General features: G+C 70.6%; 22 protein-coding genes. 13 read left to right on the plus strand and 9 right to left on the minus strand.

What is annotated here, in order from left to right:
* Positions 1-219: 219 nt before the first annotated feature.
* Positions 220-1,158: a hydrogen peroxide-inducible genes activator gene (locus tag ACZ4FV_RS02025; RefSeq protein ID WP_395870393.1), complete on the plus strand. Its 939-nt coding sequence runs from the start codon at positions 220-222 to the stop codon at positions 1,156-1,158.
* Between the two features lie 4 nt (positions 1,159-1,162).
* Here ACZ4FV_RS02025 and ACZ4FV_RS02030 read toward each other — a convergent pair whose 3' ends face one another.
* A complete protein-coding gene (locus ACZ4FV_RS02030) occupies positions 1,163-2,569 on the minus strand; it encodes an MDR family MFS transporter (protein ID WP_465321670.1) in 1,407 nt (468 codons plus the stop codon).
* 184 nt (positions 2,570-2,753) lie between these two features.
* Here ACZ4FV_RS02030 and ACZ4FV_RS02035 point away from each other — a divergent pair, with 184 nt between their 5' ends.
* The gene (locus tag ACZ4FV_RS02035; RefSeq protein WP_395870389.1) at positions 2,754-3,314 is read left to right on the plus strand and encodes a TetR/AcrR family transcriptional regulator; all 561 of its coding nucleotides are present in this window, start codon (positions 2,754-2,756) and stop codon (positions 3,312-3,314) included.
* A gap of 124 nt (positions 3,315-3,438) precedes the next feature.
* On the opposite strand, the gene ACZ4FV_RS02040 is transcribed toward ACZ4FV_RS02035, so the two are convergent.
* The 3 genes from ACZ4FV_RS02040 to ACZ4FV_RS02050 are packed head-to-tail and all read right to left on the minus strand — an operon-like array spanning position 3,439 to position 8,251.
* A complete protein-coding gene (locus tag ACZ4FV_RS02040; RefSeq protein ID WP_395870387.1) occupies positions 3,439-4,581 on the minus strand; it encodes a damage-control phosphatase ARMT1 family protein in 1,143 nt (380 codons plus the stop codon).
* Complete coding sequence (locus ACZ4FV_RS02045; protein ID WP_395870385.1) at positions 4,578-5,474, minus strand: ABC transporter permease; 897 nt, start codon at positions 5,472-5,474, stop codon at positions 4,578-4,580. Before ACZ4FV_RS02045 ends, ACZ4FV_RS02040 begins: the two co-directional genes overlap by 4 nt.
* Positions 5,474-8,251 carry an alpha/beta fold hydrolase gene (locus ACZ4FV_RS02050; protein WP_402233933.1) on the minus strand — a complete coding sequence of 926 codons (2,778 nt, stop codon included), beginning with the start codon at positions 8,249-8,251 and terminating at the stop codon, positions 5,474-5,476. The genes ACZ4FV_RS02045 and ACZ4FV_RS02050 overlap by 1 nt, the downstream gene beginning before the upstream one ends.
* A gap of 175 nt (positions 8,252-8,426) precedes the next feature.
* On the opposite strand from ACZ4FV_RS02050, the gene ACZ4FV_RS02055 reads away from it, so the two are divergent.
* From ACZ4FV_RS02055 to ACZ4FV_RS02085, 7 genes are all read left to right on the plus strand, one after another.
* Positions 8,427-9,242, plus strand: a complete 816-nt coding sequence (locus tag ACZ4FV_RS02055; protein ID WP_395870381.1) for a (Fe-S)-binding protein — start codon at positions 8,427-8,429, stop codon at positions 9,240-9,242.
* Positions 9,239-10,735 (plus strand): lactate utilization protein B, encoded by a 1,497-nt coding sequence (locus ACZ4FV_RS02060; protein ID WP_465321600.1) that lies wholly within the window; start codon positions 9,239-9,241, stop codon positions 10,733-10,735. Before ACZ4FV_RS02055 ends, ACZ4FV_RS02060 begins: the two co-directional genes overlap by 4 nt.
* On the plus strand, positions 10,732-11,379 hold the full coding sequence (locus tag ACZ4FV_RS02065; RefSeq protein WP_395870377.1) for a lactate utilization protein C: 648 nt from the start codon (positions 10,732-10,734) through the stop codon (positions 11,377-11,379). Before ACZ4FV_RS02060 ends, ACZ4FV_RS02065 begins: the two co-directional genes overlap by 4 nt.
* A gap of 85 nt (positions 11,380-11,464) precedes the next feature.
* Positions 11,465-12,880: a class II fumarate hydratase gene (locus ACZ4FV_RS02070; RefSeq protein ID WP_402233927.1), complete on the plus strand. Its 1,416-nt coding sequence runs from the start codon at positions 11,465-11,467 to the stop codon at positions 12,878-12,880.
* A 129-nt stretch (positions 12,881-13,009) separates the two neighbouring features.
* The gene (locus ACZ4FV_RS02075; RefSeq protein ID WP_395870373.1) at positions 13,010-13,696 is read left to right on the plus strand and encodes a ribonuclease FAU-1 family protein; all 687 of its coding nucleotides are present in this window, start codon (positions 13,010-13,012) and stop codon (positions 13,694-13,696) included.
* 124 nt (positions 13,697-13,820) lie between these two features.
* Positions 13,821-14,324, plus strand: coding sequence for a SigE family RNA polymerase sigma factor (locus ACZ4FV_RS02080; RefSeq protein ID WP_402233925.1), 504 nt, complete (start codon positions 13,821-13,823; stop codon positions 14,322-14,324).
* Positions 14,325-14,333: 9 nt separating this feature from the next.
* Positions 14,334-15,263 (plus strand): hypothetical protein, encoded by a 930-nt coding sequence (locus tag ACZ4FV_RS02085; protein WP_465321601.1) that lies wholly within the window; start codon positions 14,334-14,336, stop codon positions 15,261-15,263.
* 99 nt (positions 15,264-15,362) lie between these two features.
* Here ACZ4FV_RS02085 and tgmC read toward each other — a convergent pair whose 3' ends face one another.
* From tgmC to ACZ4FV_RS02105, 4 genes are all read right to left on the minus strand, one after another.
* Positions 15,363-16,502, minus strand: coding sequence for an ATP-grasp peptide maturase system methyltransferase (gene tgmC / locus ACZ4FV_RS02090; RefSeq protein ID WP_395870369.1), 1,140 nt, complete (start codon positions 16,500-16,502; stop codon positions 15,363-15,365).
* 189 nt (positions 16,503-16,691) lie between these two features.
* Positions 16,692-17,882 (minus strand): methyltransferase domain-containing protein, encoded by a 1,191-nt coding sequence (locus ACZ4FV_RS02095; RefSeq protein ID WP_402233921.1) that lies wholly within the window; start codon positions 17,880-17,882, stop codon positions 16,692-16,694.
* A 328-nt stretch (positions 17,883-18,210) separates the two neighbouring features.
* Positions 18,211-18,408, minus strand: a complete 198-nt coding sequence (locus ACZ4FV_RS02100) for a DUF397 domain-containing protein (protein ID WP_465321602.1) — start codon at positions 18,406-18,408, stop codon at positions 18,211-18,213.
* On the minus strand, positions 18,399-19,253 hold the full coding sequence (locus ACZ4FV_RS02105; RefSeq protein WP_465321604.1) for a helix-turn-helix domain-containing protein: 855 nt from the start codon (positions 19,251-19,253) through the stop codon (positions 18,399-18,401). Before ACZ4FV_RS02105 ends, ACZ4FV_RS02100 begins: the two co-directional genes overlap by 10 nt.
* Before the next feature lie 200 nt (positions 19,254-19,453).
* Here ACZ4FV_RS02105 and ACZ4FV_RS02110 point away from each other — a divergent pair, with 200 nt between their 5' ends.
* The 4 genes from ACZ4FV_RS02110 to ahpD all read left to right on the plus strand — a co-directional run bounded on the left by ACZ4FV_RS02110 (position 19,454) and on the right by ahpD (position 22,311).
* Positions 19,454-19,954 (plus strand): ATP-binding protein, encoded by a 501-nt coding sequence (locus tag ACZ4FV_RS02110; protein WP_465321605.1) that lies wholly within the window; start codon positions 19,454-19,456, stop codon positions 19,952-19,954.
* A gap of 155 nt (positions 19,955-20,109) precedes the next feature.
* Positions 20,110-20,817, plus strand: coding sequence for a hypothetical protein (locus ACZ4FV_RS02115; protein WP_465321606.1), 708 nt, complete (start codon positions 20,110-20,112; stop codon positions 20,815-20,817).
* A gap of 414 nt (positions 20,818-21,231) precedes the next feature.
* Entirely contained in the window at positions 21,232-21,783 is a 552-nt protein-coding gene (locus tag ACZ4FV_RS02120) for a peroxiredoxin (RefSeq protein WP_078976832.1), read from the plus strand.
* A 3-nt stretch (positions 21,784-21,786) separates the two neighbouring features.
* Entirely contained in the window at positions 21,787-22,311 is a 525-nt protein-coding gene (ahpD, locus tag ACZ4FV_RS02125) for an alkylhydroperoxidase, AhpD family (RefSeq protein WP_465321607.1), read from the plus strand.
* A 299-nt stretch (positions 22,312-22,610) separates the two neighbouring features.
* Here the strand turns inward: ahpD and ACZ4FV_RS02130 are convergent, their stop codons facing one another.
* Positions 22,611-23,918: a TetR/AcrR family transcriptional regulator gene (locus ACZ4FV_RS02130; RefSeq protein WP_395870354.1), complete on the minus strand. Its 1,308-nt coding sequence runs from the start codon at positions 23,916-23,918 to the stop codon at positions 22,611-22,613.
* Between the last annotated feature and the right edge of the window lie 145 nt (positions 23,919-24,063).

The raw sequence follows: 24,063 nt of genomic DNA on the forward strand, positions 1-24,063 counted from the left end.
TCGCCTTCGTGGCATGGAAGGAACACGCACGAGCCGCCCAAAGGGGACTTGGGCTCTGTGGAGCGAGAGCAAGCTACCGGCGGGTAGAGGGGAAATGAAGGCATGTAGGTGACAAACCCCGCCTTCGCCGGCGGGCCGCCGGCGCGGGTCCGGGCCGGTCGAACCGGTTGCCCTATCGTGGAGGCACGGCGGGGCCGGTCGTTCGCACGCACTTCACAGGTGGTTCCCATCAGCACTCGTACGCCGACGTTGTCGCAGCTCAGGGCCTTCTCCGCGGTCGCCGACTACCTGCACTTCCGCGACGCCGCCGCCGCGGTGGGCACCAGCCAGCCCGCACTCTCGGGCGCGATCGCCGCCCTGGAGGAGGCGCTGGGCACCCAACTGGTGGAGCGCACCACGCGCCGCGTCCTGCTCACGCCGGCCGGCGAGCGGGTCGCGCGGCACACCCGGCGGGTGCTGGACGCGCTCGCCGACCTGGTCGACGAGGCGGAGTCCGCCCGACGCCCGTTCACCGGGCCGCTGCACCTGGGCGTGATCCCCACGGTCGCGCCGTACGTGCTGCCGGCGCTGCTGCGGCTGGTTCGCGAGGAGTATCCGGACCTGCGGTTGTACGTGCACGAGGAGCAGACCGGTTCGCTCCTGGACGGCCTCACCAGCGGCCGGCTCGACCTGCTGCTGCTCGCGCTGCCCTCCGGCATCTCGGGTGTCGAGGAGATCCCGCTCTACGAGGAGGACTTCACCCTGATCGTGCCCGAGGGGCACGAGTTGGCGAACCGCGCGGACGTGCCGCGGGCCGCGCTGCGCGGGCTGGACGTGCTGCTGTTGGACGAGGGCCACTGCCTGCGCGACCAGGCGCTGGACGTGTGCCGCGAGGTGGGAGCGGGCGAGGCGGGCGCGACCCGCGCGGCGAGCCTGCCGACCCTGGTGCAGTTGGTCGCGGGCGGCCTGGGCGTCACCCTGCTGCCGCAGACCGCGATCGACGTGGAGACCCGGCCGGGCTCGCAGCTGGCCGTCTCCCGGTTCGCCGCGCCCGCCCCGTACCGCACCATCGGCCTGGTGATGCGCTCCAGCACGGGACGAGGCGAGGAGTTCGCCGATCTGGCGATCGCCCTGCGGCGCGCGGTCGGCGGGTTGCCGGTGCGCGTGGTGGCGGGATAGACGATCAGCGCGCATGTGCTCGCGCCTTCGACTGCCGGCCGTCCGGTGGTGGGGTGGGGCGGCCGGGCAGGAGGAGGCACAGGGGGACGGCGATGGCGGTGAAGGCCACGGACCACCCGAAGGCGACGCCGAAGCCGTCGGCCACTGCGCCCGGGGTGTGCGCGTCGGCGGTGGTGTGCTGGAGGACGACGGCGACGGCGGCGGTGCCCACCGAGCCGCCGATCTGCTGGGAGACGCGGGTGATGATGCCGGCGTCCGGGATCTCCCGGTGCGCCAGGCCGATGTAGGCGGCGCCGGTGAGTGCGATCGTGGCGGCGCCCAGACCGACGCCGCGGACGAACAGGGCGGCCATGAGCAGGACTTCGCCGGTGTCGGCGGTCGCGGAGGCGAACGGCACGGTGGCCGCGGCGGCGACGGCGAATCCGACGAGGGCGACCCGGCGGGAGCCGAGGCGGTCGGTGTACTTGCCGGCCAGGGTGCGTGAGCAGAGCACGCCGACGCCCTGCGGGATGAGCAGCAGTCCGGCGCCGAGGGCGTCCTGACCGCGGACCTGCTGGAAGTACAGCGGCAGCAGCAGCATCGCCCCGTACAGGGTGATGCCGGCCAGGAAGCCGAGGCCGGCGGCGGAGCCGAGCGCGCGATGGCGGAAGAGCCGCAGGTCGACCAGGGCGCCGGTGGTGGTGCGGGTCAGCGCCCAGGCGGTGAAGCCGCCGATCAGGGCGAGGCCGCCGATCAGCGGGACGAGGATCTCGGCGGCGGCGAAGCCCGCGCTGCCCTCGACCCGGGAGAGGCCGTAGATGACCGCGGCGACGCCGGGCGAGAGCAGGAACAGGCCGATCACGTCGAGCCGGGCCCGGGGGCTGTCGGGGGCGGGTCGGTCCTCGGGCAGGTTGCGCCGGGCGAGCCAGGCGCCGACGGCACAGAACGGGACGTTGACCAGGAACAGCCAGTGCCAGTCGGCCAGATGCAGGATGAGGCCGCCCAGGACCGGGCCGAGGATCGGGCCGAGCGAGGCGGGCAGGGTGACGGCGGCCATCACCCTGCCGATGTTGCGGCCCTTGGCGGCCTGCATGATCAGCGTGATCATGAGCGGCATCATGATGCCGCCGCCGACGCCCTGGACGACGCGGAAGGCGATCAGGGCGGCCGCGTTCCAGGCGAGCGCACACAGGATCGAGCCGACCAGGAATATGCCCAGCGCCGCGATCCACAGACGTTTGCCGCCCAGGCGGGACTGGGCCCATCCGGCGATCGGCATGGTGGCGAACATGGCCAGCAGGTAGCCGGTGCTCACCCACTGGATCGTGGACAGCGGGGCGTCGAGTTCGCCGGCCAGGTCGTTGAGGGCGACGCTGACGACGGTGGTGTCGAAGACCACGGCGAGGGCGCCCACGATGAGGGTGAACGCCATGCGCCACACGGCGGGGTCTACCCGGTCGGGGTCCGTCGCCGCAGTCACGGGTGCGGCTCCGGCGTCGGCGTCGGCTCTTTGGGGGGTGTGCACGGACAACCGCCTAAGATATAGAGTCCTATCTTACGGCTCCGACGATAGGGCGCCGAGATAAGATAGGCAAGTCTATCTAAGGGAGATGTCGATGGCCGAGCGACGCCGCGGGGCGGCATTGGAGAAGGCTCTTCTCGATGCGGCCTGGGCGGAACTCGCCGACAACGGCTATGCCGGCTTCACCATGGACGCCGTCGTCCGACGTGCGGGCACCAGCCCTCCCGTGCTCTATCGCCGCTGGTCCGACCGTGAGCAACTGGTCCGGGCGGCCATCGTGCACGCCTTGGAGGAGAGCCGCCTCGACGTCCCCGACACGGGAAGCCTGCGGGAGGACGTGCTGACCCTCATGCGGGAGATCAACGCCACCCGCGTCGAATTCGCCACCGTCATGAGCGTGCACCTGGCCGGCTACTACCGGGAGACCGGCACCAGCCCGGGCGACCTCCTCGGGACGGGGCGTCAGGACGCCGTCGACGTGCTCTTCGACCGCGCCGTCGAGCGCGGCGAGATCGAACCGCAACGCCTCACCGAGCGCGTCAAGTCCCTCCCCTTCGACCTGCTGCGCCACGAGATCCTGACCACCTTCGTCCCCGTGCCCGACCACGTCCTCGAAGAGATCGTCGACACGATCTTCCTGCCCCTGGTGCGCTGACCGACATCGCGACGGCGCGGGCCGCGCGCCGGGGCGTGGGCCGGCTCGGCGGGAACGGCTTCGCCCGCCGGGGCTACGGGGTGGGGACGATTCATGTCCGGGCCGGCCACGAGAACAGCCGGTGTCAGCCGCTCACCTGGATCAGCGCATGTGTGCCGCTGGTGCGCCACGCCTGCCCGCTCGCGTCCAAGGCGGTCGACGTGGCGGTGTCGAGGCCGACCACCACGTCCGACTTGAGGGTGCGCAGGGCGGCCGTGGGGCCGGGGAAGTGGGCGACCCGCTCGGCGAACGGCGTGGTGGCCGGCCAGAGCCGGTCGCCCACCAGGCGGCGGTAGTTGAGGTCGCCCTTGAGGATGGTGACGGTGGCCTTCGAAAGGTCCCGGCGCAGGTCGTCGGGCATCGCGTCATACGGGAGGGGCGCGCAGAAGAACGCGTGGGCGCCCACCGCGAGCCGACCGGTGCCCAGCGCCGACCAAAGGCGGGCGCCGATGTCGCGGGCGCGGCCGGGTGCGCACCGGAGGCGGTCCAGCGCGGCCAGGAAGTCGGCCGTGGTCGCGTCGGAGACGAAGTACGGATACGGCTTGAGGTGGAGCACGGCCTCGGCGGCCCGCCCCGTGTGCAACAGGTGGTCGAGCAGCACCAGGTCCGGAATCAACTCGCGGCCGGCGTTGTCCGCGATCAGGTGCACCTCGGCGCCGCCACCGACCGGGAGCAAAGACCACAACCGGCCGCTGTCGTCGGCGACCAGGTGCGACGGGGCGGGGTCGTCGGCCGAGGAGGAGATGCGAAAGCCCAGGTCGGCCCGGTTCCCCCACAACGCGCCGTGCAGGAGCGCGTCGCCCGACTCCGCGCCGAGACCGTCGAGCGCGGCCAACTCCTCGTCCACCACCGCACCGCGCAACTCGTCGCGCTTGAACGGCGCGAAGGGGTCGACCCCGTGCCACGGACCGTCCCGGAAGTAGCCCGTCGCCGCGAGCAAGCGGCGATAGAAGTAGCTCTCCGCCCACAGAAACGGCACGTCGAACCACGAACGGCCCAGGTGGGCGGCATCCCACACGCCACCGTCGTGCGCTTCGGGCCCGAGCGGCGTGATCACCCCGTCGGTGATCTCGTCGAGCAGCGCGTCCAGCGCCCGCCCGCGCTCGGGCGGCCACGGGAACGCCTCCCGCACCCGTGCGATCAGCGCCGGATGCCGCTCCGCGAGCACCGACCGCGCGAACGACCCCGGCTCGCCGCCCGTGATCACCGCTGCCGAAGGAGACGTCACGACACGATGTCCTTGCGCCCGAAGTGCCGGAAGGCCAGCGCCAGGAAGACCACCGCGTACGCGACCGAGACCGCGCTGCCCTTGATCATGCCGTCCCATTGCGGGTCGGTCTGGAGCACGTCGACCCACGCGAACTGCCAGTGCGTGGGCAGATAGTCCCGCCACGAGCCGAGCGCCGTGACCGCGTCCACGATGTTGGAGACCACCACCAGGCCGACCGCGCCGCCCACCGCGCCCAGCGGCGCGTCGGTGACCGTGGACAGCCAGAACGCGATGCCCATCACCACCAGTTGCGCCACCACGCCGTACACGACCACGACCGACATCCGCCCGAGCGCCTCGCCGGTGGGCAGCGAGGCCCCCACCGGCAGGTCCAACGGGCCCCAGCCGAACGCGATCGTGCCCGCGATCATCGCCATCAGCGGCAGCAGCACCAGGGCCAGCACGCTGTAGCCCAGCGCGACCACCAGCTTGACCCGCAGCAGCCGCGCGCGCGGAACGGGTGCCGCCAGCAGATACCGCAGCGAGGACCAACTCGCCTCGCTGGCAACGGTGTCGCCGCAGAACAGGGCCACCGCCACGACCAGCAGGAAGCCGGTCGAGACGAACAGCGTGAACGCGGTGAAGTTGAGCGCGCTCTTGGTCGCCACGTCCACCAGCGTGGGCACCGCGTCCGCCGACGGATCGCCGCCGATCTTGAACGCGGCGACCAGGATCCACGGCAGCGCGAGCAGCAGCCCGATCATGAACAATGTGCGCCGGCGCCGGAATTGACGCACGGTCTCCACCCACACGGGCAGCGTGTGCCGAGGCCGGTAACCGTGCGCGTGCGCCGCGCCCGGGATCGGGTGCGCGCCCTCGTCGGTCGGCAGGTCGGGGAGCGTACGGGTCATCAGGACTCCCCAATGAGCGTCAGGAACGCGTCTTCCAGGCGGCGGCGTGCGGTCACCCGGTCCACCGCGACGCCCGCGCCGACCAGTTCGGCCACCAGGACGGAGGTCTGCGCGCCCGCGAGATGCACGAGCACGCCGCCCTCCTCGGGCTCCACCGAGCCGACGCCCGGCAGATCCTTCAGCGTCGCGATCGCCAGGTCCGGGACCGGGGTCCCGATCACCAGCGTGTTGCCGTTGCCGACGATCTCCTCGACCGGACCGGCGGCGATCAGCCGGCCCCGGTGCATCACCACGACGTGCGTACAGGTCTGTTCGACCTCGGCCAGCAGGTGACTGGAGACCACCACGGTGCGGCCGGTGGCCGCGTAGCCGATCAGCACGTCGCGCATCGCCCGGATCTGCGGCGGGTCGAGCCCGTTGGTGGGTTCGTCCAGCACGAGCAGGTCCGGCAGGCCGAGCATCGCCTGCGCGATGGCCAGCCGTTGCCGCATGCCCTGCGAGTAGGTGCGCACGTTGCGATCCAGCGCCTCGCCCAGCCCGGCGATCTCCAGCGCCTCGTCGAAGTGCGCGTCGGCGTGCGGGCGGCCGGTGGCGCGCCAGTACAGCGACAGGTTCTCCCGCCCGGACAGGTGCGGCAGGAAGCCGGGGCCCTCGACGAACGAGCCGAGCCGGGACAACACCGGCGCCCCCGGGCCGACCACCCGGCCGAAGATCCTTATCTCGCCGTCGTCCGGGAGGATCAGCCCCATCAGCATCCGCAGCGTCGTGGTCTTGCCCGCGCCGTTGGGGCCGAGCAGGCCGAGCACCTGGCCCGCCTCCACCCGGAAGGACAGGTCGTCGACGGCGAGCTTGCCGCCCTTGTACCGCTTGGTCAGCCCGTGGATCCGTAGCGGCACCTCGGCCAGCGCCGGGTCCGGGGCCTTCGCGACGGCCCGCCGCCGCCCGGTGAGCAACAGGACACCCGCGACGAGTACCGCGATCAGCGGCAGGCCCCACGTCCACCACGGGTAGCCGGTCGAGGCCACGTGCAGTTGCGGCACCGACGGCACGGTCAGCGCACCGGCGAGCGCGACCCGGTAGCTCGCGGGCGCGTCCGGCGACGCGAAGCCCAGGTCGGTCGCGGTGAGCACCAGGCGCAACCGGTGCCCCGAGTCGACCTGGTGGTCGATCGCGGGCAGCCGGATCTCCACGTCCCGCCCGGCCGCGGCGCCGGTCACCCGGATCGGCGCCGCGAGCTGGTGCGGCAGCACGGTGCCGCCGCTCGGCGCGACGTCGTAGAGCTTGGCGAACAACACGATGTCGTCGGCGCCCGAGACCCGCACGCGTGCCGTCGGCGAGCCGGTGATCCAGGTGCTCTGGTCGAAGCGATCGCTCTGGAAGAACGCGCTCTGCCCGGGGAGGTCGAACGCGATCCCGCCCAGGTCGCCCGCGCTCGACGCGAGTGCGCCCAGGCTGCCGGCGCCGGCCAGCGCCCCGAGCCCGGGCAGCCCGGACACCGAGGTCGGCGCACCCCCCGGCGGATTGGCCACGGTCTGCTCCGGCCCGGCCAGCGCGACCGCACGCTGCCGGGTGCCGTCCAGGCCCGGATAGCGGTCGGTGTCGGCGATCCGCAGCCGCTGCTCACGGGTGGCGCTGTCCACGCCGCCCGAGCGGGTCACCCGAAACGCCCCGGCGGAGGTCGGCGTACCGGCCTTCGGCGCGGCCTGCGCCGGCTTCAGCCACCGGTCGAACCAACCGGTGATCCGATCGCGCACCATCGCGCTCTGCGGCCGCCCGCCGTCGTGCCCGCCGGCCGTCCACACCATCTCCACCGGCGCGCCGTTGCGCGCGATCGCGGCGGCGTTGCGGTCGGCCTGGTCGAGCGGGAACAGCGAGTCGTTCTGACCCTGGATCAGCAGCGTGGGCACCGCGATCCGGTCCGCCGCGGACGCCGGACTGGCCCGACGCAGCAGGTCGACGGCCTGCGGCGTGGACTTCCCGCCGACGGCGACCTCGCGGTAGATCGCGCACACCCGCTCGGCGAACCGACCGCAGCCGGTGTTCGCGTCTATCGGGGTCAGGCCGCCCAGCGGGCTGGTCCCGGACGAGAAGAACAGCCCGGCCCACATCTTCTTGAACACCCCGCCGGCAGGCCCGCCGCCCGCCGCGTTCGGCAACAGCGCGTCGGCGAGGTCGTGCCAGGTGATCTGCGGCGCGATCGCGTCCACCCGCGGGTCGTGGGCCGCGGCCAGCAGCGCGAGGGCACCGCCGTAGGAGGCCCCCGCGACGCCCACACGCGGGTCGCCCGGTCCGTCCAGGCGCACCTCGGGCCGGGCGGCCAGCCAGTCGATCAGCGCCCGTGCGTCGGCCACCTCGTAGTCCGGCTGGTCCAGCATGATCTGCCCGCCCGAGGCGCCGAAGCCGCGTGCCGAGTAGGTCAGCACCACATACCCCGAACGGGCCAACGCCTCCGCTTCCCGGCGCAACTCGGCCTTGCTGCCGCCGAATCCGTGCGCGAGCAGCACGGCGGGCGCGCGCTCGCGCACTCCCGGCGGCAGGAACAGTGTCGTGTCGATGCCGATCCTGGCCGAATCGCCCGGCCCGGCGGCGACGTCCAGGCGCTGCTCACTGCTGCGCACCGGTGTCGCGGGGTCGTCGCCGGCGACGGCGCCGACGCCCACGACCGCGATGATCACCACCACCAGGGCGAGGACACCGGCCAGGACACGGGATCGACGCGTGGTCAACCGCGAACGGGCGACGGCGAAGGGGCGGCCGAGTGCCGTCCGGAGGCTCATGCGCCGACCCTACGTGGTGCGACCTCGCAGGTCGGGCACAAGGCCCCCGCTCGTCGACCGGCCCCGACCCGGCGTGACACACCCCGCCTCCGGGTTCACACGACCGGACGCGTGCGGCGGCTGTGGCCGGGCGCCCGCCGAAGGACGTCCGTACAGTCGACCGAGGAGGTCAATTGTGCGCCTTGCCCTTTTCATCACGTGCTTCAACGACACGCTCTTCCCGGAGACCGGCAAGTCCGTGGTCCGGGTGCTGCGGCGCCTCGGACACGAGGTGGAGTTCCCGTACGGCCAGGTGTGCTGCGGGCAGATGCACTTCAACGCGGGGTATCGCAAGGACGCGGTGCCGCTGGTGCGTTCCTTCGTGGACGCCTTCGAGGGCTACGACGCGGTGATCGTGCCCTCCGGGTCGTGCACCGCGATGGTGCGCGAGTACCACGCGAGCGTGGCCCGCGAGGCGGGCGGCACGCTGCCGGCCGGCGTCACGCGGGTAGCGGCCAAGGTGTACGAGTTCAGCGAGTTCCTGGTCGACGTGCTCGGGGTGACCGATGTGGGCGCCTACTTCCCGCACAGCGTCGCGTACCACCCCACCTGCCACTCGCTGCGCCTGCTGCGGGTGGGCGACCGACCGACCCGGCTGCTGCGCGCGGTGCGCGGCCTGACCCTGGTGGACCTGCCGCGCGCGGACGAGTGTTGCGGGTTCGGCGGCACGTTCGCGGTCAAGAACGCGGAGACCTCGGCGGCGATGGGCGACGACAAGGTGGCCGCGGTGCTGGAATCGGGCGCCCAGGTGTTGTGCGCGGGCGACAACTCGTGCCTGACCCACATCGGCGGACTCGCCTCGCGGCAACACGCGGGCATTCGGGTCCTGCACCTCGCGGACATCCTGGCGCACACCGCGGCGCTGCCGGACGTGCCGCCGTACGGGCCGGCCCTGGGCGCCGATTCCGGGTTCGACGCGGCGCGGGCCCACGGACCGGAGGTGACGCGATGACCGCGCCCGTACGCAGGGAACCCACGTTCGTCGGGATGCCGCCCTTCCCCGAAGCCGCGCGCGCCGAGTTGGCGAACGACGTGCAGCGGGCCAACCTGCGCGAGGCCACGCACAGCATCCGGGCCCGGCGCGACGAGGTGGTCGCCGAACTGCCGGACTGGGAACTGCTCCGGCGCGCCGGCGAGGCGATCAAGGACGACGTACTGGCCCGGCTGCCCGCCCACCTCGAACGTCTGGAGGTGTCGGTCCGCGCGGCGGGCGGCGTCGTGCACTGGGCCCGGGACGCGGCCGAGGCCAACGCGATCGTGGTGGAGATCGTCCGGGCCAAGGGCGTGGACGAGGTGGTCAAGGTCAAGTCGATGGCCACCGAGGAGATCGAGCTCAACAACGCGTTGGCCGAGGCCGGTATCCACGCGTGGGAGACCGACCTGGCCCAGCTCATCGTGCAGCTCGGCGAGGACCTGCCGTCGCACATCCTGGTGCCCGCGATCCACCGCAACCGGGCCGAGATCCGGGAGATCTTCGTCCGCGAGATGGGCAAGGTGGGCCGGCCCGCGCCGGAGCGGCTGAGCGACGAGCCGGGTGCGCTGGCCACCGCCGCGCGCCGGCATCTGCGGGAGAAGTTCCTGCGGGCCGAGGTCGCGGTCTCCGGCGGCAATTTCGCGATCGCCGAGACCGGCACGGTGTGCGTGGTCGAGTCGGAGGGCAACGGGCGGATGTGCCTGACCCTGCCGCAAACGCTGATCACCGTGCTGGGTGTGGAGAAGTTGCTGCCCACGTGGGGCGACCTGGAGGTGTTCCTGCAACTGCTCCCGCGCAGTTCGACCGGTGAGCGGATGAACCCGTACACCTCGATGTGGACCGGGGTGACGCCCGGCGACGGGCCGCAGGAGTTCCACCTGATCCTGCTCGACAACGGCCGCTCGGACGTGCTGGCCGATCCGGTGGGCCGGCAGGCGCTGCGCTGCATCCGGTGCTCGGCCTGCCTGAACGTGTGCCCGGTGTACGAGCGCACCGGGGGACACGCGTACGGGTCGGTGTATCCCGGGCCGATCGGCGCGATCCTGACCCCGCAGCTGCGCGGGATCGCCAGGCACCGGGTGGACGCGCAGACCGCGTCGTTGCCGTTCGCGTCCTCGCTGTGCGGCGCGTGCTTCGACGCCTGTCCGGTGCGGATCGACATCCCCGAGGTGCTCGTGCACCTTCGTGCACAGGTTGTGGACGGCGGGCGCGGTCCGCACGACCGGGCCGAGGACGCCGGCATGAAGGCCGTGCGGTGGGCCTTCGAGAAGCCGTGGCGGATCGGCTTCGCGCAACACGTGGCCGGGGTCGGCGCGCGGTTCACCAGGCATGGGGTGATCGGTCGGGTGCCGTTGCCGAAACGGTTCACCGGCCCGCTCGGTGCGTGGTTCGCCGACCGGGACGCGCCGGCGCCGCCGCCCGAGTCGTTCCGGACCTGGCACAAGCGCACCGACGGTGGTCTGGAGGAATGACGGTGGAGCGATACGAGGCGGACCGCGAGGCCCGTACGGTGATCCTGGACCGGTTGCGCACCGCCCTGGACGACCGACCCAAGCCGCCGCCGGTGCGTCGGGCGTACCGGCGCGAGCGTCCGGTGGGCCTGGACGTGGTCGGCCGGTTCGCCGAGCGGGTCGCCGACTACGAGGCCGCCGTGCTGCGCGCGCACGACGCCCACGACCTGCTGCTGGGCACGAGCGAGCTGCTGCGCCGCGCGGGCGTGACCCGGCTGGTGGTGCCCCGTGGGAGGCGGCTGTCCTGGCTGGCCCGGCTCGGCGTCGATCTGGTGGTGGACTCGCCCGAGCTGAGCCGGGACACGCTCGGCGAGATCGACGCGGTGGCCACCGGATGCGCGCTCGCCATCGCCGAGACCGGCACCATCGTCCTGGACACCGGCCCGGACCAGGGTCGCCGGGTACTCACCCTGCTGCCCGACTACCACCTGTGCGTGGTGCGCGCCGACCAGATCGTGGGCACCGTGCCCGAGGCGATCGCCCGGCTGGATCCGCGCCGGCCGCAGACCTGGATCTCCGGCCCTTCGGCAACCAGCGACATCGAACTCCGCCGGGTGGAGGGTGTGCACGGGCCGCGCACGTTGCACGTCGTGGTGATCGGGTAGCCACCCGTCGGGTCACCTCGTCAGGAACAAGGTCGGGCCGACGAGCCGTTGTGGCCCTGGGAACGCTTTCTAGGAGGCCGCAGCGATGTCCGAGGCAGCACCGACCGCAGGTCCGACCGGCGAATACCGGATCGAGCACGACTCGATGGGCGAGGTACGGGTGCCCGCCGCCGCCAAGTGGCGCGCGCAGACCCAGCGCGCCGTCGAGAACTTCCCGATCTCCGGGCAACGACTGGAGCCCGCGCACGTGGAGGCGCTGGCCCGGATCAAGGGCGCGGCGGCGCGGGTCAACGCCGAACTCGGCGTGCTGGACAAGGACGTCGCGGAGGCCATCGAGCAGGCCGCGGCCGAGGTCGTGAACGGCCGGTGGGCCGAGCAGTTCCCGGTGGACGTGTTCCAGACCGGCTCGGGCACCTCCTCGAACATGAACATGAACGAGGTGCTCGCCACCCTGGCCACCGAGCGCCTGGGTCGGGACGTCCACCCCAACGACCACGTCAACGCGTCCCAGTCGTCCAACGACGTGTTCCCCTCCTCGATCCACATCGCGGCGGCGATAGCGGTCACCCACGCGCTGATTCCCTCGCTCGACCACCTGGCGTCCACGCTGGAGTCGAAGGCGACCGAGTTCGCCGACGTGGTCAAGTCCGGCCGTACACACCTGATGGACGCGACACCGGTGACCCTGGGGCAGGAGTTCGGCGGGTACGCGGCGCAGGTGCGCTACGGCGTCGAGCGGTTGCAGTCGAGCCTGCCGCGGGTGGTCGAACTGCCGTTGGGCGGGACCGCGGTGGGCACCGGCATCAACACCCCGCCGGGGTTCTCGGCGCGGGTGATCGCGGAGATCGCGGCCTCCACCGGACTGGCGTTCACCGAGGCGCGCGACCACTTCGAGGCGCAGGGCGCGCGGGACGCGCTGGTGGAGCTGTCCGGCCAGTTGCGCACCATCGCGGTCGGCCTGAACAAGATCGTCAACGACCTGCGCTGGATGGGCTCGGGGCCGCGCACCGGGCTCGCCGAGATCCGCCTGCCGGATCTGCAGCCGGGCAGCTCGATCATGCCGGGCAAGGTCAATCCGGTGATCCCGGAGGCGGTCGGCCAGGTGGTCGCGCAGGTGATCGGCAACGACGCGGCGGTGGCCTTCGGCGGAGCGGCGGGCAACTTCGAGCTCAACGTGATGTTGCCGGTGATCGCCCGCAACCTGCTCGAGTCGATCCGGCTGCTGGGCAACGTGACCCGGGTGCTGGCCGATCGCACGGTGGCGGGCATCGAGGCCGACGTGGAGCGCATGCGCGAGTACGCCGAGTCGTCGCCGTCGGTGGTCACCCCGCTGAACCGCGTCCTGGGCTACGAGGAGGCGGCGCGGATCGCCAAGCAGTCGCTGGCCGAGCGCAAGACGATCCGGCAGGTGGTGATCGAGCGCGGGCACGTGCGCGAGGGGCGGCTGACCGAGGCCGAACTCGACGCGGCGCTGGACGTGCTCGGGATGACCCGACCGTGACCCCACGCGTCACGCGACGCACACACGGCGACGGGTGTGTACGCCCACACCCGTGATGTTCTTCGCATGATGACCCACCCGTAACATGACTCACGGTCAGGTGTCACGGGCGCTGGGTAAATCAAGGTCATGTCCAACATCCTGCGCATACACGAGCACTTCGAGGATCCCCGTCACGCGGCCGGCACCTGGTCTCCCGGTGACCAGGTGTTGTGGCGCTATCTGCGCGGCGATCAGGTCCTGGACTGTCGTCCGGTGACCGTCGTCCGCGACGACCCGGACCAGCTCGCCGTCTGGCTGGCCGGCGGCACCTCACGGGTCAAGCCGATGTTGCCGGACGGATCCGATATCCGCACGGCCCCGATCGAACGCAGATTCCGACTCGGCCGGATCCCCTCGATCGTCGAGTGGACCGGGACGGGGGTGCTGATGCTGGCCCGGCCCGGCGAACCGTGGTCGGTCTGGCTGTTCTGGCAGGCCGACTGGCGCTTCTCCGGCTGGTACGTCAACCTCGAACGCCCGCGTACCCGGTGGGCCGGCGGCGTGGACACCGAGGACCACGTGCTGGACGTGTGGGTCACCCCGGACCGGCGCTGGGAGTACAAGGACCAGGACGAACTGGCCGCCTCCCGGGAGGCGGGTCGGCTCACCGACGAGCAGGTCGCGGCGATCGAGGCGGAGGGCCGGGCCGCGGTCGAGGCGATCCGGGCCTGGGGCGCGCCGTTCGACCAGGGATGGGAGAACTGGCGTCCGAACCCGGCCTGGCCGCTGCCGCAACTCCCGGACGACTGGGCGGACAACGTCCGCATCGCCTAGCCGAACCACCACGCTCGGGCCCGACTCCGGTCGGGCCCGCTTTCTTTTTCGGATTCGCGCGGATCCGGCTGCAACCCTTTCGCCCGTCGGCTGCTCTGAACGGGGTGACACCAAGGGGGCACAGATGCCGACGGCGGGACAGCGAGATTTCGAGGAGTACGCGCGAGCGCGCCAACATCAGCTCTATCGCACCGCGTACCTGTTGTGCGGCGACGCCGACCGGGCCCAGGACCTGGCCCAGACCACGTTGGCCAAGCTGTTTCGGCACTGGAGGCGGGCGAGCCGCGCGGAGAACCTGGACGCGTACGCCAAGACCGTGCTCAGCCGCACCTTCCTGAGCGAGCAGCGCGGCCGGCGGCGGGAAAGGGCGGCGCACGAACTGGCCTCCGAGACGCACACGGTCGAAGGGCACCCGGATCTGCGGCTGACCCTGCTCGCGGCACTGGCGACGCTGCCGCCCAAGCCACGCGTGATGGTCATCCTGCGCTACTGGGAGGACCTGAGCGTGGAGAACGTCGCCGCACTGTTGCGCTGTAGCACCGGCAACGTCAAGAGCCAGTGCGCCCGTTCGATGGCCAAACTCCGGGCCGAACTCGGAGACCTCCACCTGTACGCGACGGAAAGCTGAGGGATCGCCATGCCACGTGAATACGGTACGGACGGTACGGGTGGTACGGATCGGGAGTTTCGGCTGGTGCTGGATCGAGCCACGGCGGAGTTGCCTCCGCTGCCCGACCTGGTCCCGGGCGCGGTGCGCCGGGGCCGCCGGCTCCGGCTGCGCTCGCGCGCGGTGATGGGCGCGGTGGGCCTGGGTTCGGTCGCCGCGATCGCCGTGCCGACCCTGCTGCTCGCGCCGTGGGCCGGCACCGACACGACCCGGGCGGGCGGCTCGCGGTCCGGCGAGTTGCCGTTGATCCCGGCGAACTGGCCCACGGACCAGCCGCTGGCCGCGCCGACGACGGCGTATCCGACGGTGCACGTCCCGCCGACGGAGAAGGGCAAGGTCAAGGAACCCACCCGGGCCGAGGCCGAACTGCGCTACGCCTTCAAGCAGAAGCTCGCGGACGTGCTCACCGGGTTGTTGCCCGCGGACGCGGGCCGGATGGTGATCCCGGACGACGGCATGAACTCCTACCGGCTGGTCTCGGGCGACAAGACGTACAACATCACCGTCCGGGTGGACTCGCAGATCGACCCGGCCGGGGCCACGGCGCAGGCCGGGCCGGGCGACGGCGCCTGGTTGGCCGGAAACAAGCCGTGCGCCGAGCGGGCGCCGCAGAACCCGCCGCTTCCGTGCGTCGACGGGCGGCTGCCGGACGGAAGCGTGATCTCGGTGGGTCACATCGCGACCACGAAGGGCGGCGAAACCGGTGACAAGGGAGCGGTCGCGGCCCCGTCCACCCCGATCGCGCACTTCGAATATCACGGTGCCCAGGTGATGTTCACGCTGTTCCGGGACGAGCGCACCGACTCGGCGCCCCCGGTGGGCAACGAGCAGGTGCTCCGGGTGGTCACCGATCCCACCTTCCTGGAGGCGGTCGACTTCTGGCGCACCCACCCGATGTGAGACTGATCGGAGCGTGGTTTCCCGGGCGCCGGTGAACAGTTGCGTCCTTCGGCGAATGAGCCGTCGGCGCCCGGGCCCCGCGCCGCACGAGGCACCCTTTCAAACGGGAAGCCGCCAGGAGGGACCATCAGGCCCGATGATCCAAACGGTTTGGGTGAGGTCGGCAGCCACGGTGAGCCCGAACTCGGACTGGTCGGGCGAACCGGCCTCCTGCCACGCGGTGAGCCCATCCTCCACCTGATCCCACAACCGAAGCGGGCCATGCTGATGGACGACGTGGCCGCCGCCGGTTTCCTCGGTCCAAGCCTGCGACCCGGTAGCGACGTCCCAAAGGATCAAACCGTCCGCCGAAGTCATCAACTCTGCGGATGGCGCCGCCAGTTGGGCAACGAACGCTCCGGTCCACCCCTCGATCAGGTCGGGATCGACGCGACAATCGCGGGTCATGCCCTCATACCGATGGAAAACGGGATGGGGCGGCCGCTCGTGTGGGCGCGCGAGCATATAGGAGACCGTGTCGCCGACGAACCGGCCCGAAGCGATGTCGTCGTCGCCGAGGGTGAGCCGCACCAGCCCGGAGGCGGGCAACCATCCGCCGAGGGTGGTCGTGACGCTGCCGGAGTCGGTCACCTGCCACAACCACGGGACCGGGACATGCCGCACCGAACACGTGGCGATGACCGCGTCGTACTCGGCCCCCGCTTCATGGCCAAGAAGCCCGTCACCTACTACGAGGTTCGGTTCATACCCGGCCGCGCGAAGATTTCCGGCAGCCTGCCGAGCGACGCCGGGGTCGTACTCGATCGACGTGACGTTCACGTCCCCGAGCCGATGGCACAGAATCGCAGTGGAGTATCCCGTCCCGGTCCCGATCTCCAGCACCCGGTCACCGTCCCGAATGCCCGCCACCTCCAACATCCGCACCACCAACGACGGCAATGTCGACGAGGATGTGGGGCTGCCCGCCACCGGCCCTTCGACGTCGGCGACATGAACCCCATCCACCTGGGTCACCCACGTCTCATCCGAGTAGACGAGCCGCATCCACGCGTCCTCGCCCACCTTCGCCCGCCGAACGGGCTCCCACCGACTCCCACTGGGCCGAAACACGGCACCACCGAGGAAGCTTTCACGCGGAACCGCCTCAACCGCCGCGCGCCACGCCGGATCGACGGACCCGCCCTTCGCGGCGACCTGCTCGGCAAGAGCTTGCCGCGAGGAAACGCAATCACCGATCATCTCGGCCAGGGCTGATCGATTGGCCCTCGTGGGTGACCACGACCCGAAGCTGCTCGACGGGTGGTGAGCCTGCCGCCGTCGAGACGCTCGATCATGCGCATGTCGAGTTCCGCAGCTACCGAATCCACGTTGCCTCTCGGTCGCACTGGGCGGACGGGGGGGTTCGACGAGGGCGGGGTTCGCCGGGGTTCAGTGGTGTCGGAGGGGAACGGGATTGCGCGGGTCGTCCAGCCAGAGTTGTTCGGTGCCGGTCGCGTCGACGGTGAGGCCGAAGCGGTGGAAGTCGGGGCGACCTTGGTCGTCCCACCAGCGCCAGGCGGTTTCGAGTTCGGTCCACAGGCGGCGTGGGCCGGATTGGGCGATTTCGAAGCTGTCGGCGCCGGGAATGTGGTCGGCGGTTGCCCAACTGGTGACGTCCGTGTCGAACAGCCAGAGGCGGTAGGGCTCGTCACCACTGGTTCCGCCGCCGGTGATGTCCAGGAAGACGCCTGGGACCTGCACGCCGATCGCGAACATCGCGATCCAATCGCCGACATCGTCGGGCGAGAGAGTGGTCACCGCGCGTTCGGCGGCTGCGGGCCATGGGTCGGTCAGGTAGCGCGAGCGCGGGGGCTCGATCTTGCGTTCCTGGCGCATCCGCATGAAGGCCGAGGACGAAACGAAGTGGCCCGATGCGGAACCGTCTCGGCCGACGACGAGGCGGGCGATTCCTTCGCCACCGTAGAACGGACCCCATGGCGTCACGACGACTCCGCCGGGTCGTGTCTGTGCTGTCCAGGCAGGCGGGATGTGGCCCACGGACGCGGTGGCGATCACCCGATCGAACGGGGCGAGGTCTGCGCGTCCCACCCGACCATCGCCCACGAGACAACGCGGCTCGAAGCCTGCCGATGCGAGGCGCTTGCGGGCCGAGTGCGCAACGTCCTGATCGACTTCGATGGTGACGACGTTTCGGGCGCCGACGCGGGCGGAGAGCAGCGCCGCGTTCCACCCCGTCCCGGTGCCGATTTCGAGGACTCGATCGCCGTCCTCGACGCCCAGCGCGTTGAGCATGGTGAACACCATGGTCGGCATGCTGCTCGAAGACGAAGGGAGCACGCCCGTTCCGAGTCCGTCGTAGGTGCCGTCGTCCCATTGCGTCGTGATCGGTACGTCGCTGTGCACGCTCGCCCACCACGCGTCGGGATCGTCCTGACGAACCAGACGGCCCCCATGCCGCACACCGTTTCCGCTCCCCGGCCAGATCACGTCCGGCACGAAGAGGTGTCGAGGCGCGACTCGGAGGGCCGACGCCCATTCGTCGGCCAGTACGCCGCTCGCGATGAGCTCGGAGGCCAGTCCATCCGGTCCGGCCTCGGGGCTGATCTCGTCCTGCGTCATCTCGTCCTCAGGGCTTCGGTTGCGCCGGTGCCGGATTCTGGCCGTCGCTGGGGTTTCCGTGCTCCCCCGGCCCCTTCCCTCCGTGCTTGTTCCCGCTGTTGCTGTCGTTGTCCTTGTTGCCCTTCTGCGGGTCGCTGCCCATGCGAACACCTCTCGTGATGCAGCGGATACTTTCTGTGAGTGTCGGCTCGGTGAAGCCCATGCCGCAAGAGGTAAAACACAAATCGTGACCCGAAATCGAGTGCACCACTCTTTCGAGTGACGCCGATGCCATGTCAGCAGGCAAGAGCCCTCCGTAACCACGGAGGCCATAGGCATTCGGGACCGCCTACTCCTGGATGACCCTCAGGAGCGAGACCCAAGCGGCGGAAGTGAACAGGTGGGCCGGACCGTTGGCTACCTTCGAGTCACGCACGCCGGCGAAGCGCCCGAAGGATGCAACCTCGACGCAGGAGGACTCCCCACCACCGCTGTAGCTCGACTTCCGCCACTGGCTTCCGAGCATTCCGGAGTCCCCTACGCGCATTTCAGGTCCTTCGCTATTTTTTCGATGAGTTCACGGGACTCGCTCGGCGGCAACGCACCTGCCGTGATCCGCCTGAAGGCCCGGTCGAAGTTCGCAACATCTGCCGGGTCTTCGACGAAGAGCCCGCTCGTACTTGTGTCTTCATAGGCAACGTCCGGCTCGCCCGCCTGAAAGCTGAGCAGGTTGAACGGACCCTCGATGGCAGCGTAGAGACTCGAAACAAGCGGCAGCACCTGGATCTCGAGGTGCTGAAGGTCGGACAACTCAATCAGGTGGCGGAGTTGCTCGATCCGCACACTCGCGTCACCGATGGCATGCCGGAGGGCGACCTCCCCAATGACGAACCACAGTTCGACGGTTCGGCCCTCGCGCCAGACATTTACCTGCCGCTGCTGACGCACCCGCACCAAGGCGTCCACCTGAGCCGGGTCCGTGACCCGCTCGGAGACCTTGTAGATCGCTCGCGTGTATCCCTCGGTTTGGAGCAGTCCAGGCACAAACTGGGTCTCGAAGACTCGGATCGCGGTGGCCTCTTCCTCCAGGCTCACAAAGGACGCGAACGTCTTCCCCAGCGAGTATTGAACCCACCAACCCCGACGCCGCGACTCACGGGCGGCCTTCACCATCTGTTCGACTTCGTTGGGATCGTCGACACCGTAAAGGTCGAGCATCATGCGCAAGTCGCTGGGCCGCACACCCGAGCGCCCCGTCTCGATGCGACTCACCTTCGAGTCGTCGCACTCCAACCGGGCCGCCACATCAGCCTGATCGAGCCCTGCGGCCAAACGCAGCCGCAACAGCTTGCTTGCCAGTTGCCTTCGCCGCACGGTCGGCGCGTCAGCCATCTCATCCCCCTCGCATGCGAGTTCCAGGCAGCAGTGTGACTGGAGAGACCATCACAGCGCCAAAGTTGTCGAGTTTCTAGTTACGACTTGCAATTTACATTCCTGACAAGTCATGCTCAGGCTGCGTCGCCACTCACGCACGGTCCGCAATCTCGCACTCTGCGCGAGATGGCTCTAGCGACTCGCACCAGGAGTGATGCATGGGTTCATCGCCGTCCAGCCTCTCCCTCACCCTTCTCGACCAAGACGCCCAACCCACGCCCGAAGCGGAGTTGATAGCCCGGCTGACCACGCGGATCGATGCCGAGTCGCTGCGGGGGCTCGTGGACGGCGTCGTCGGATTCGTCGGGGGCGACTGCGACACCGCCTTCGAGGTTCGGGTGTGTCTTGCCGAACTGCACAGCAACGCGGTTCGGCATGCCGGTGGGGCGACTCGGGTGCGGGTCTGGCGGCTGTCGACTGCGAATCGACTTCTGGTGGCTGTTGGGGACAAGTACCCCCGTCCGCCCCGGCGTTGCGCAGATCCGGCCCTGGACGCCGAGGGCGGGCGCGGGCTGGTGCGCGTGGAGGCGCTCGCCTGCGCCAACGGCCATGTGGTGCATGCGGCCGGGAAGGACGTGTGGTTCGCCGTGGCGATCGCGCGCCGCCCATCACGGACGCACCCACGATCCGCGACGGTCACCGGCACACACGGCCGTTGAAAGTCGCCTCGCTGCGCGCGTGACACTCCCCGCGCACCGAGGTCCTACGCCGCCCCGCCCCACATCACGGGACGGGCGGAGGGGGTGGGGGCGACCTGGACAGCTGACCCCACCCCCGGCGTGCCCAACACAAACAGAGAGGACACGGGTCAACGATGACAGATGATCTCGCAGGTATCGGCCGGCGCGACTCGGGCGGTCGCTCGGCGCTCGAACGGGTGCCGGATCGGCGGATGCGGCTGCCGATTCCCGGACCTGGTCGGGCCGTTCCCAAGCCAATGGGCGCATCCGCCGCCGTCGTGTGGACGGTCTTCGGCACCTCGACCGCGCTCGTGCGCCTCGACCGCCCGCTCCGGGCCGCAGTCCCCGACGGGACGGGCGAGGCGACGACCACGCATGCCATGACCCCGACGCAACGGGTCGCGGGATGGTCGACCGGCGAGGAGATTGCAAAGGCCGCCGCGTTCGTCGCGCGCTATCGGGACGCGTGGTGTCGGGACGGCCACACCGGACGCGAGGGCATCCTCACCGCCGTGAACGGGCGAAGCGCCTACCTGCGCGCCAAGAGCGGGGTCGAGTTCACGTGTCGGCTGCCGGCCCTGGTGGTCCTCCGACTCCCACCCCCGCGCCTGTATCGACGGGTGCGTTACGTCGGCAAGGACGATGCGGCCCGCCGCCCGCCAGGGGAGATCACCGAACTGTGGGCGGTCTCCAACGGCACCCTCGCCACCGTGCAACCACCCACCGGTCCCGCCTGGTTCGCCTTGCTCGCCGACCTCGAACGAGACCTGCCCACCGGTCCCGTGGCCGAGTGGGACGACCCGCCGTTCGCCCCCGACGCGCAGGCGAGCGGGCGTACGTGACCACAGGAGCCGCGCCGAACGATCCCGGCGCGGCGATGCCAGGTTCGCCGTAGCGCCGCCGCCCCCATCACCATGCGTAAGCCAGCCCGTCACCCACTCGGCGCACACGACGCAGGCCCGCCAACGCCCGCCCCGTCGATCGCAAGATCATCGCAATGTCCCGATTCGGTGTTCGACCGATCGGCGCGTATGCTCCTCCTCCGCCGCCCACGGTGACCCCCGATCGGCGGTCGAACGTGCGAGCGTGTGCGTTGAGCTGGGCATTTCCCGCCACGCACGCACTGATAGGTGATCACGATCAATGGTTGAGGCATTGCTTATTTCATCTATCAATTTGGCCGTGGCATCGTGATCACCGTACGTCCGACCGGGCTGGTGAACCTGCCAGTCCGGCCCCTTCGCGGAGGAGATCCAGTGCTTACTGTCGGTAACCAGTTCCCCGAGTACGACCTCACCGGCGTCGTGTCGCTGGAGGCGGACAAGGCCTTCGAGCAGATCACCAACAAGTCCTACGACGGCAAGTGGCGTGTCGTGTTCTTCTGGCCGAAGGACTTCACGTTCGTGTGTCCGACCGAGATCGCCGCGTTCGGCCGCCTCAACGAGGACTTCCAGGACCGCGACGCGCAGCTGCTCGGCGTATCCGTGGACTCCGAGTTCGTGCACCTGGCCTGGCGCAAGGACCACCCGGACCTGACCGACCTGCCGTTCCCGATGTTGTCCGACCTCAAGCGCGAGCTGTCCTCGGCCGCCGGCGTGCTCAACGCCGACGGTGTCGCGGACCGCGCGGTCTTCATCATCGACCCGAACAACGAGATCCAGTTCGTCATGGTCACCGCCGGCTCGGTGGGCCGTAACCCCGACGAGGTCCTGCGGGTCCTCGACGCGCTGCAGACCGACGAGCTGTGCCCGTGCAACTGGCAGAAGGGCGGCGAGACCCTCGACGCCGCCAAGCTGATGGACGCCTGATCCATGGGTCTCGACGTCCTGAAGGCCGCTCTGCCCGAATACGCCAAGGACCTCAAGCTCAACCTGGGCTCGGTCGTCGGCAACTCGAAGCTCGCCGAGCAGACGCTGTGGGGCACCGTCCTCGCCTGCGCCATCGCCACGCGTAGCCCGAAGGTGGTCGCCGAACTCGAACCCGAGGCCAAGAGCCGACTGTCCGACGAGGCGTTCACCGCCGCCAAGGCCGCTGCCGCGATCATGGCGATGAACAACGTCTACTACCGCTCGATGCACCTCATCGGCGACCCGGAGTACAGCAACCTCCGTGCCGGGCTGCGGATGAACGTGATGGCCAACCCGGGTGCCCCGAAGGCCGACTTCGAGCTGTGGTCGCTGGCCGTCTCGGCGATCAACGGCTGCGGCCGGTGCCTGGAGTCGCACGAGCAGGTCCTGCGCAAGGAGGGCGTGCCCCGCGAGACGATCCAGGAGGCGATCAAGATCGCCGCCGTGATCCACGCGGTCGGCGTGACGCTGGAGACCGACCAGGGCTGAGCACGCCCTGATCGCCCACCGGCGAACACCCCACGGCACCATGGCACCACAACGCCGGAAAATCACGAGAGCCCGTCCCCATCCGGGGGCGGGCTCTCGTGCGTCCGCGCCCGCGCCGCGCGCTCATCGCCGCGCGCGCGAGCGGGACACCGGACGAGAGCGAATCACCCACCGCGAACGGGTCACCCACAAGGCACCCGTCGCCCACCACAGCCGGGTCAGCCCACGCAGCCGAGTCACCCGCCGAAGCCGAACCGGTCCGGGCCCGGGTCCGGGCCCCGACACCCCATACCGCGCGCTCACGCCGCCCCCATCCCCACCAACGCGACCTCCCGGTACAGCCCCACCGCGTCCCGGACGCCCATCCCGCGATAGATCCGACTCCCGGTCGAGATCGCCGTGCGCAGCACCCGCTGGGTGAACACCGGGTCCAGGTCCGGGTGAAAGTCGCCGGAGCGAATGCCGGCGGACAGCGCCCGGGTCCAGGTTTCCGAGACCTTCGCGCGCTGCGCGGCCAGTCGGCTCGCCGGCAACTCGTCGCCGCGCACCTCGTTTATCGCCAGCACGGTGGACACGCCGTGGCACGCGTGCGCCTCCACGGTCCGCCCGATCAGCCCGGCCAACCGCTCCACCGGGGTCGGCCGCGCGGCCGCGTCCTTGTCGAACGCGGTGCGCAGGTCGCCGAGGAACTCGCCGAGCAGTTCGGCCAGCAACTGCTCCTTGGAACCGATGTGATGCGCGAGGCTGCCGACCGGTACGCCGGCCAGGTCGGCGATCCGACGCACCGTGGTGCCCGCGTACCCGTCCTGTTCGAAGAGCAGGTTCGAGGCGATCCGAATCCGGGTGCGCGCGTCGGTCCGGCGCGGCACCCGGGCCATCCGACGCTCGACCTCGACCCTGGCGTCCTCGACGGGGCCGACCCGACGCAGCGTCGGCGCCGCGTAGCGGGCCGGGCCGAGCAGATTGCAGATCCGCTGCGAGGCGTAGCGCCCGGGCCGCACGATGCCGCGCACGAACACGTCCACCAGACGTCCCGCGGCCGCGTCCGGGTCGTAGCGCCCGCTCGGCCGGTACCACTGCGCCATCCCCCACACCGCCGATTGCAGCATCAGCGACAGCAGTACGGGGTGCAGGTCCCGACGCAGGCTGCCGTCCTCGATGCCCCGGCGCAGCACCCGGCCCCACAGGATGGACGCCTCGGCGGTGCGATCGGAGAGCCAGACGAAGCCCTCGCTGCGGGAGAGTCGCCGCGACTCGCCGACCACCACGATCGCCGCGTCGGGGCTGTTGCCGATCACTTCGAGGCTGTCCCGAAGCAGACCGCGCAGCGTCGCGATCGGCTCGTCGCCGCGCTCGACGGTGGCCCGCTGGCGGCTCATGATGTCGGCGAAGAAGGTGTCGAGCACTTCCAGCAACATCGCTTCCTTGGACGGGAAGTGGTGGTACAGGCTGCCCGAGAGCATGTCGGCGGATTCGGCGATCTGGCGGACCGTGGTGGCTCCGTAGCCCCGCTTGGCGAACAGCGCACAGGCGTGTCTGATGATCTCCGCGCGTCGATCCGCTCGCGGCCTGATGTGACGCTCCGCACCCGCTCGATCGCTCAACACGTGCCAAGCGTAGTACGCCTGGGAATCCCATGCGGAATCTCACGTTCCGGTAGTCCCTCTCCGCCCCACCGGCCTCAACGAACCCACCCGCCGCAAGGGCACGGGGGCGATCCGGCGCGGCGCGGGGGCGCCCGGATCGAGCGGA

Source organism: Embleya sp. NPDC025285 (assembly GCF_055558835.1).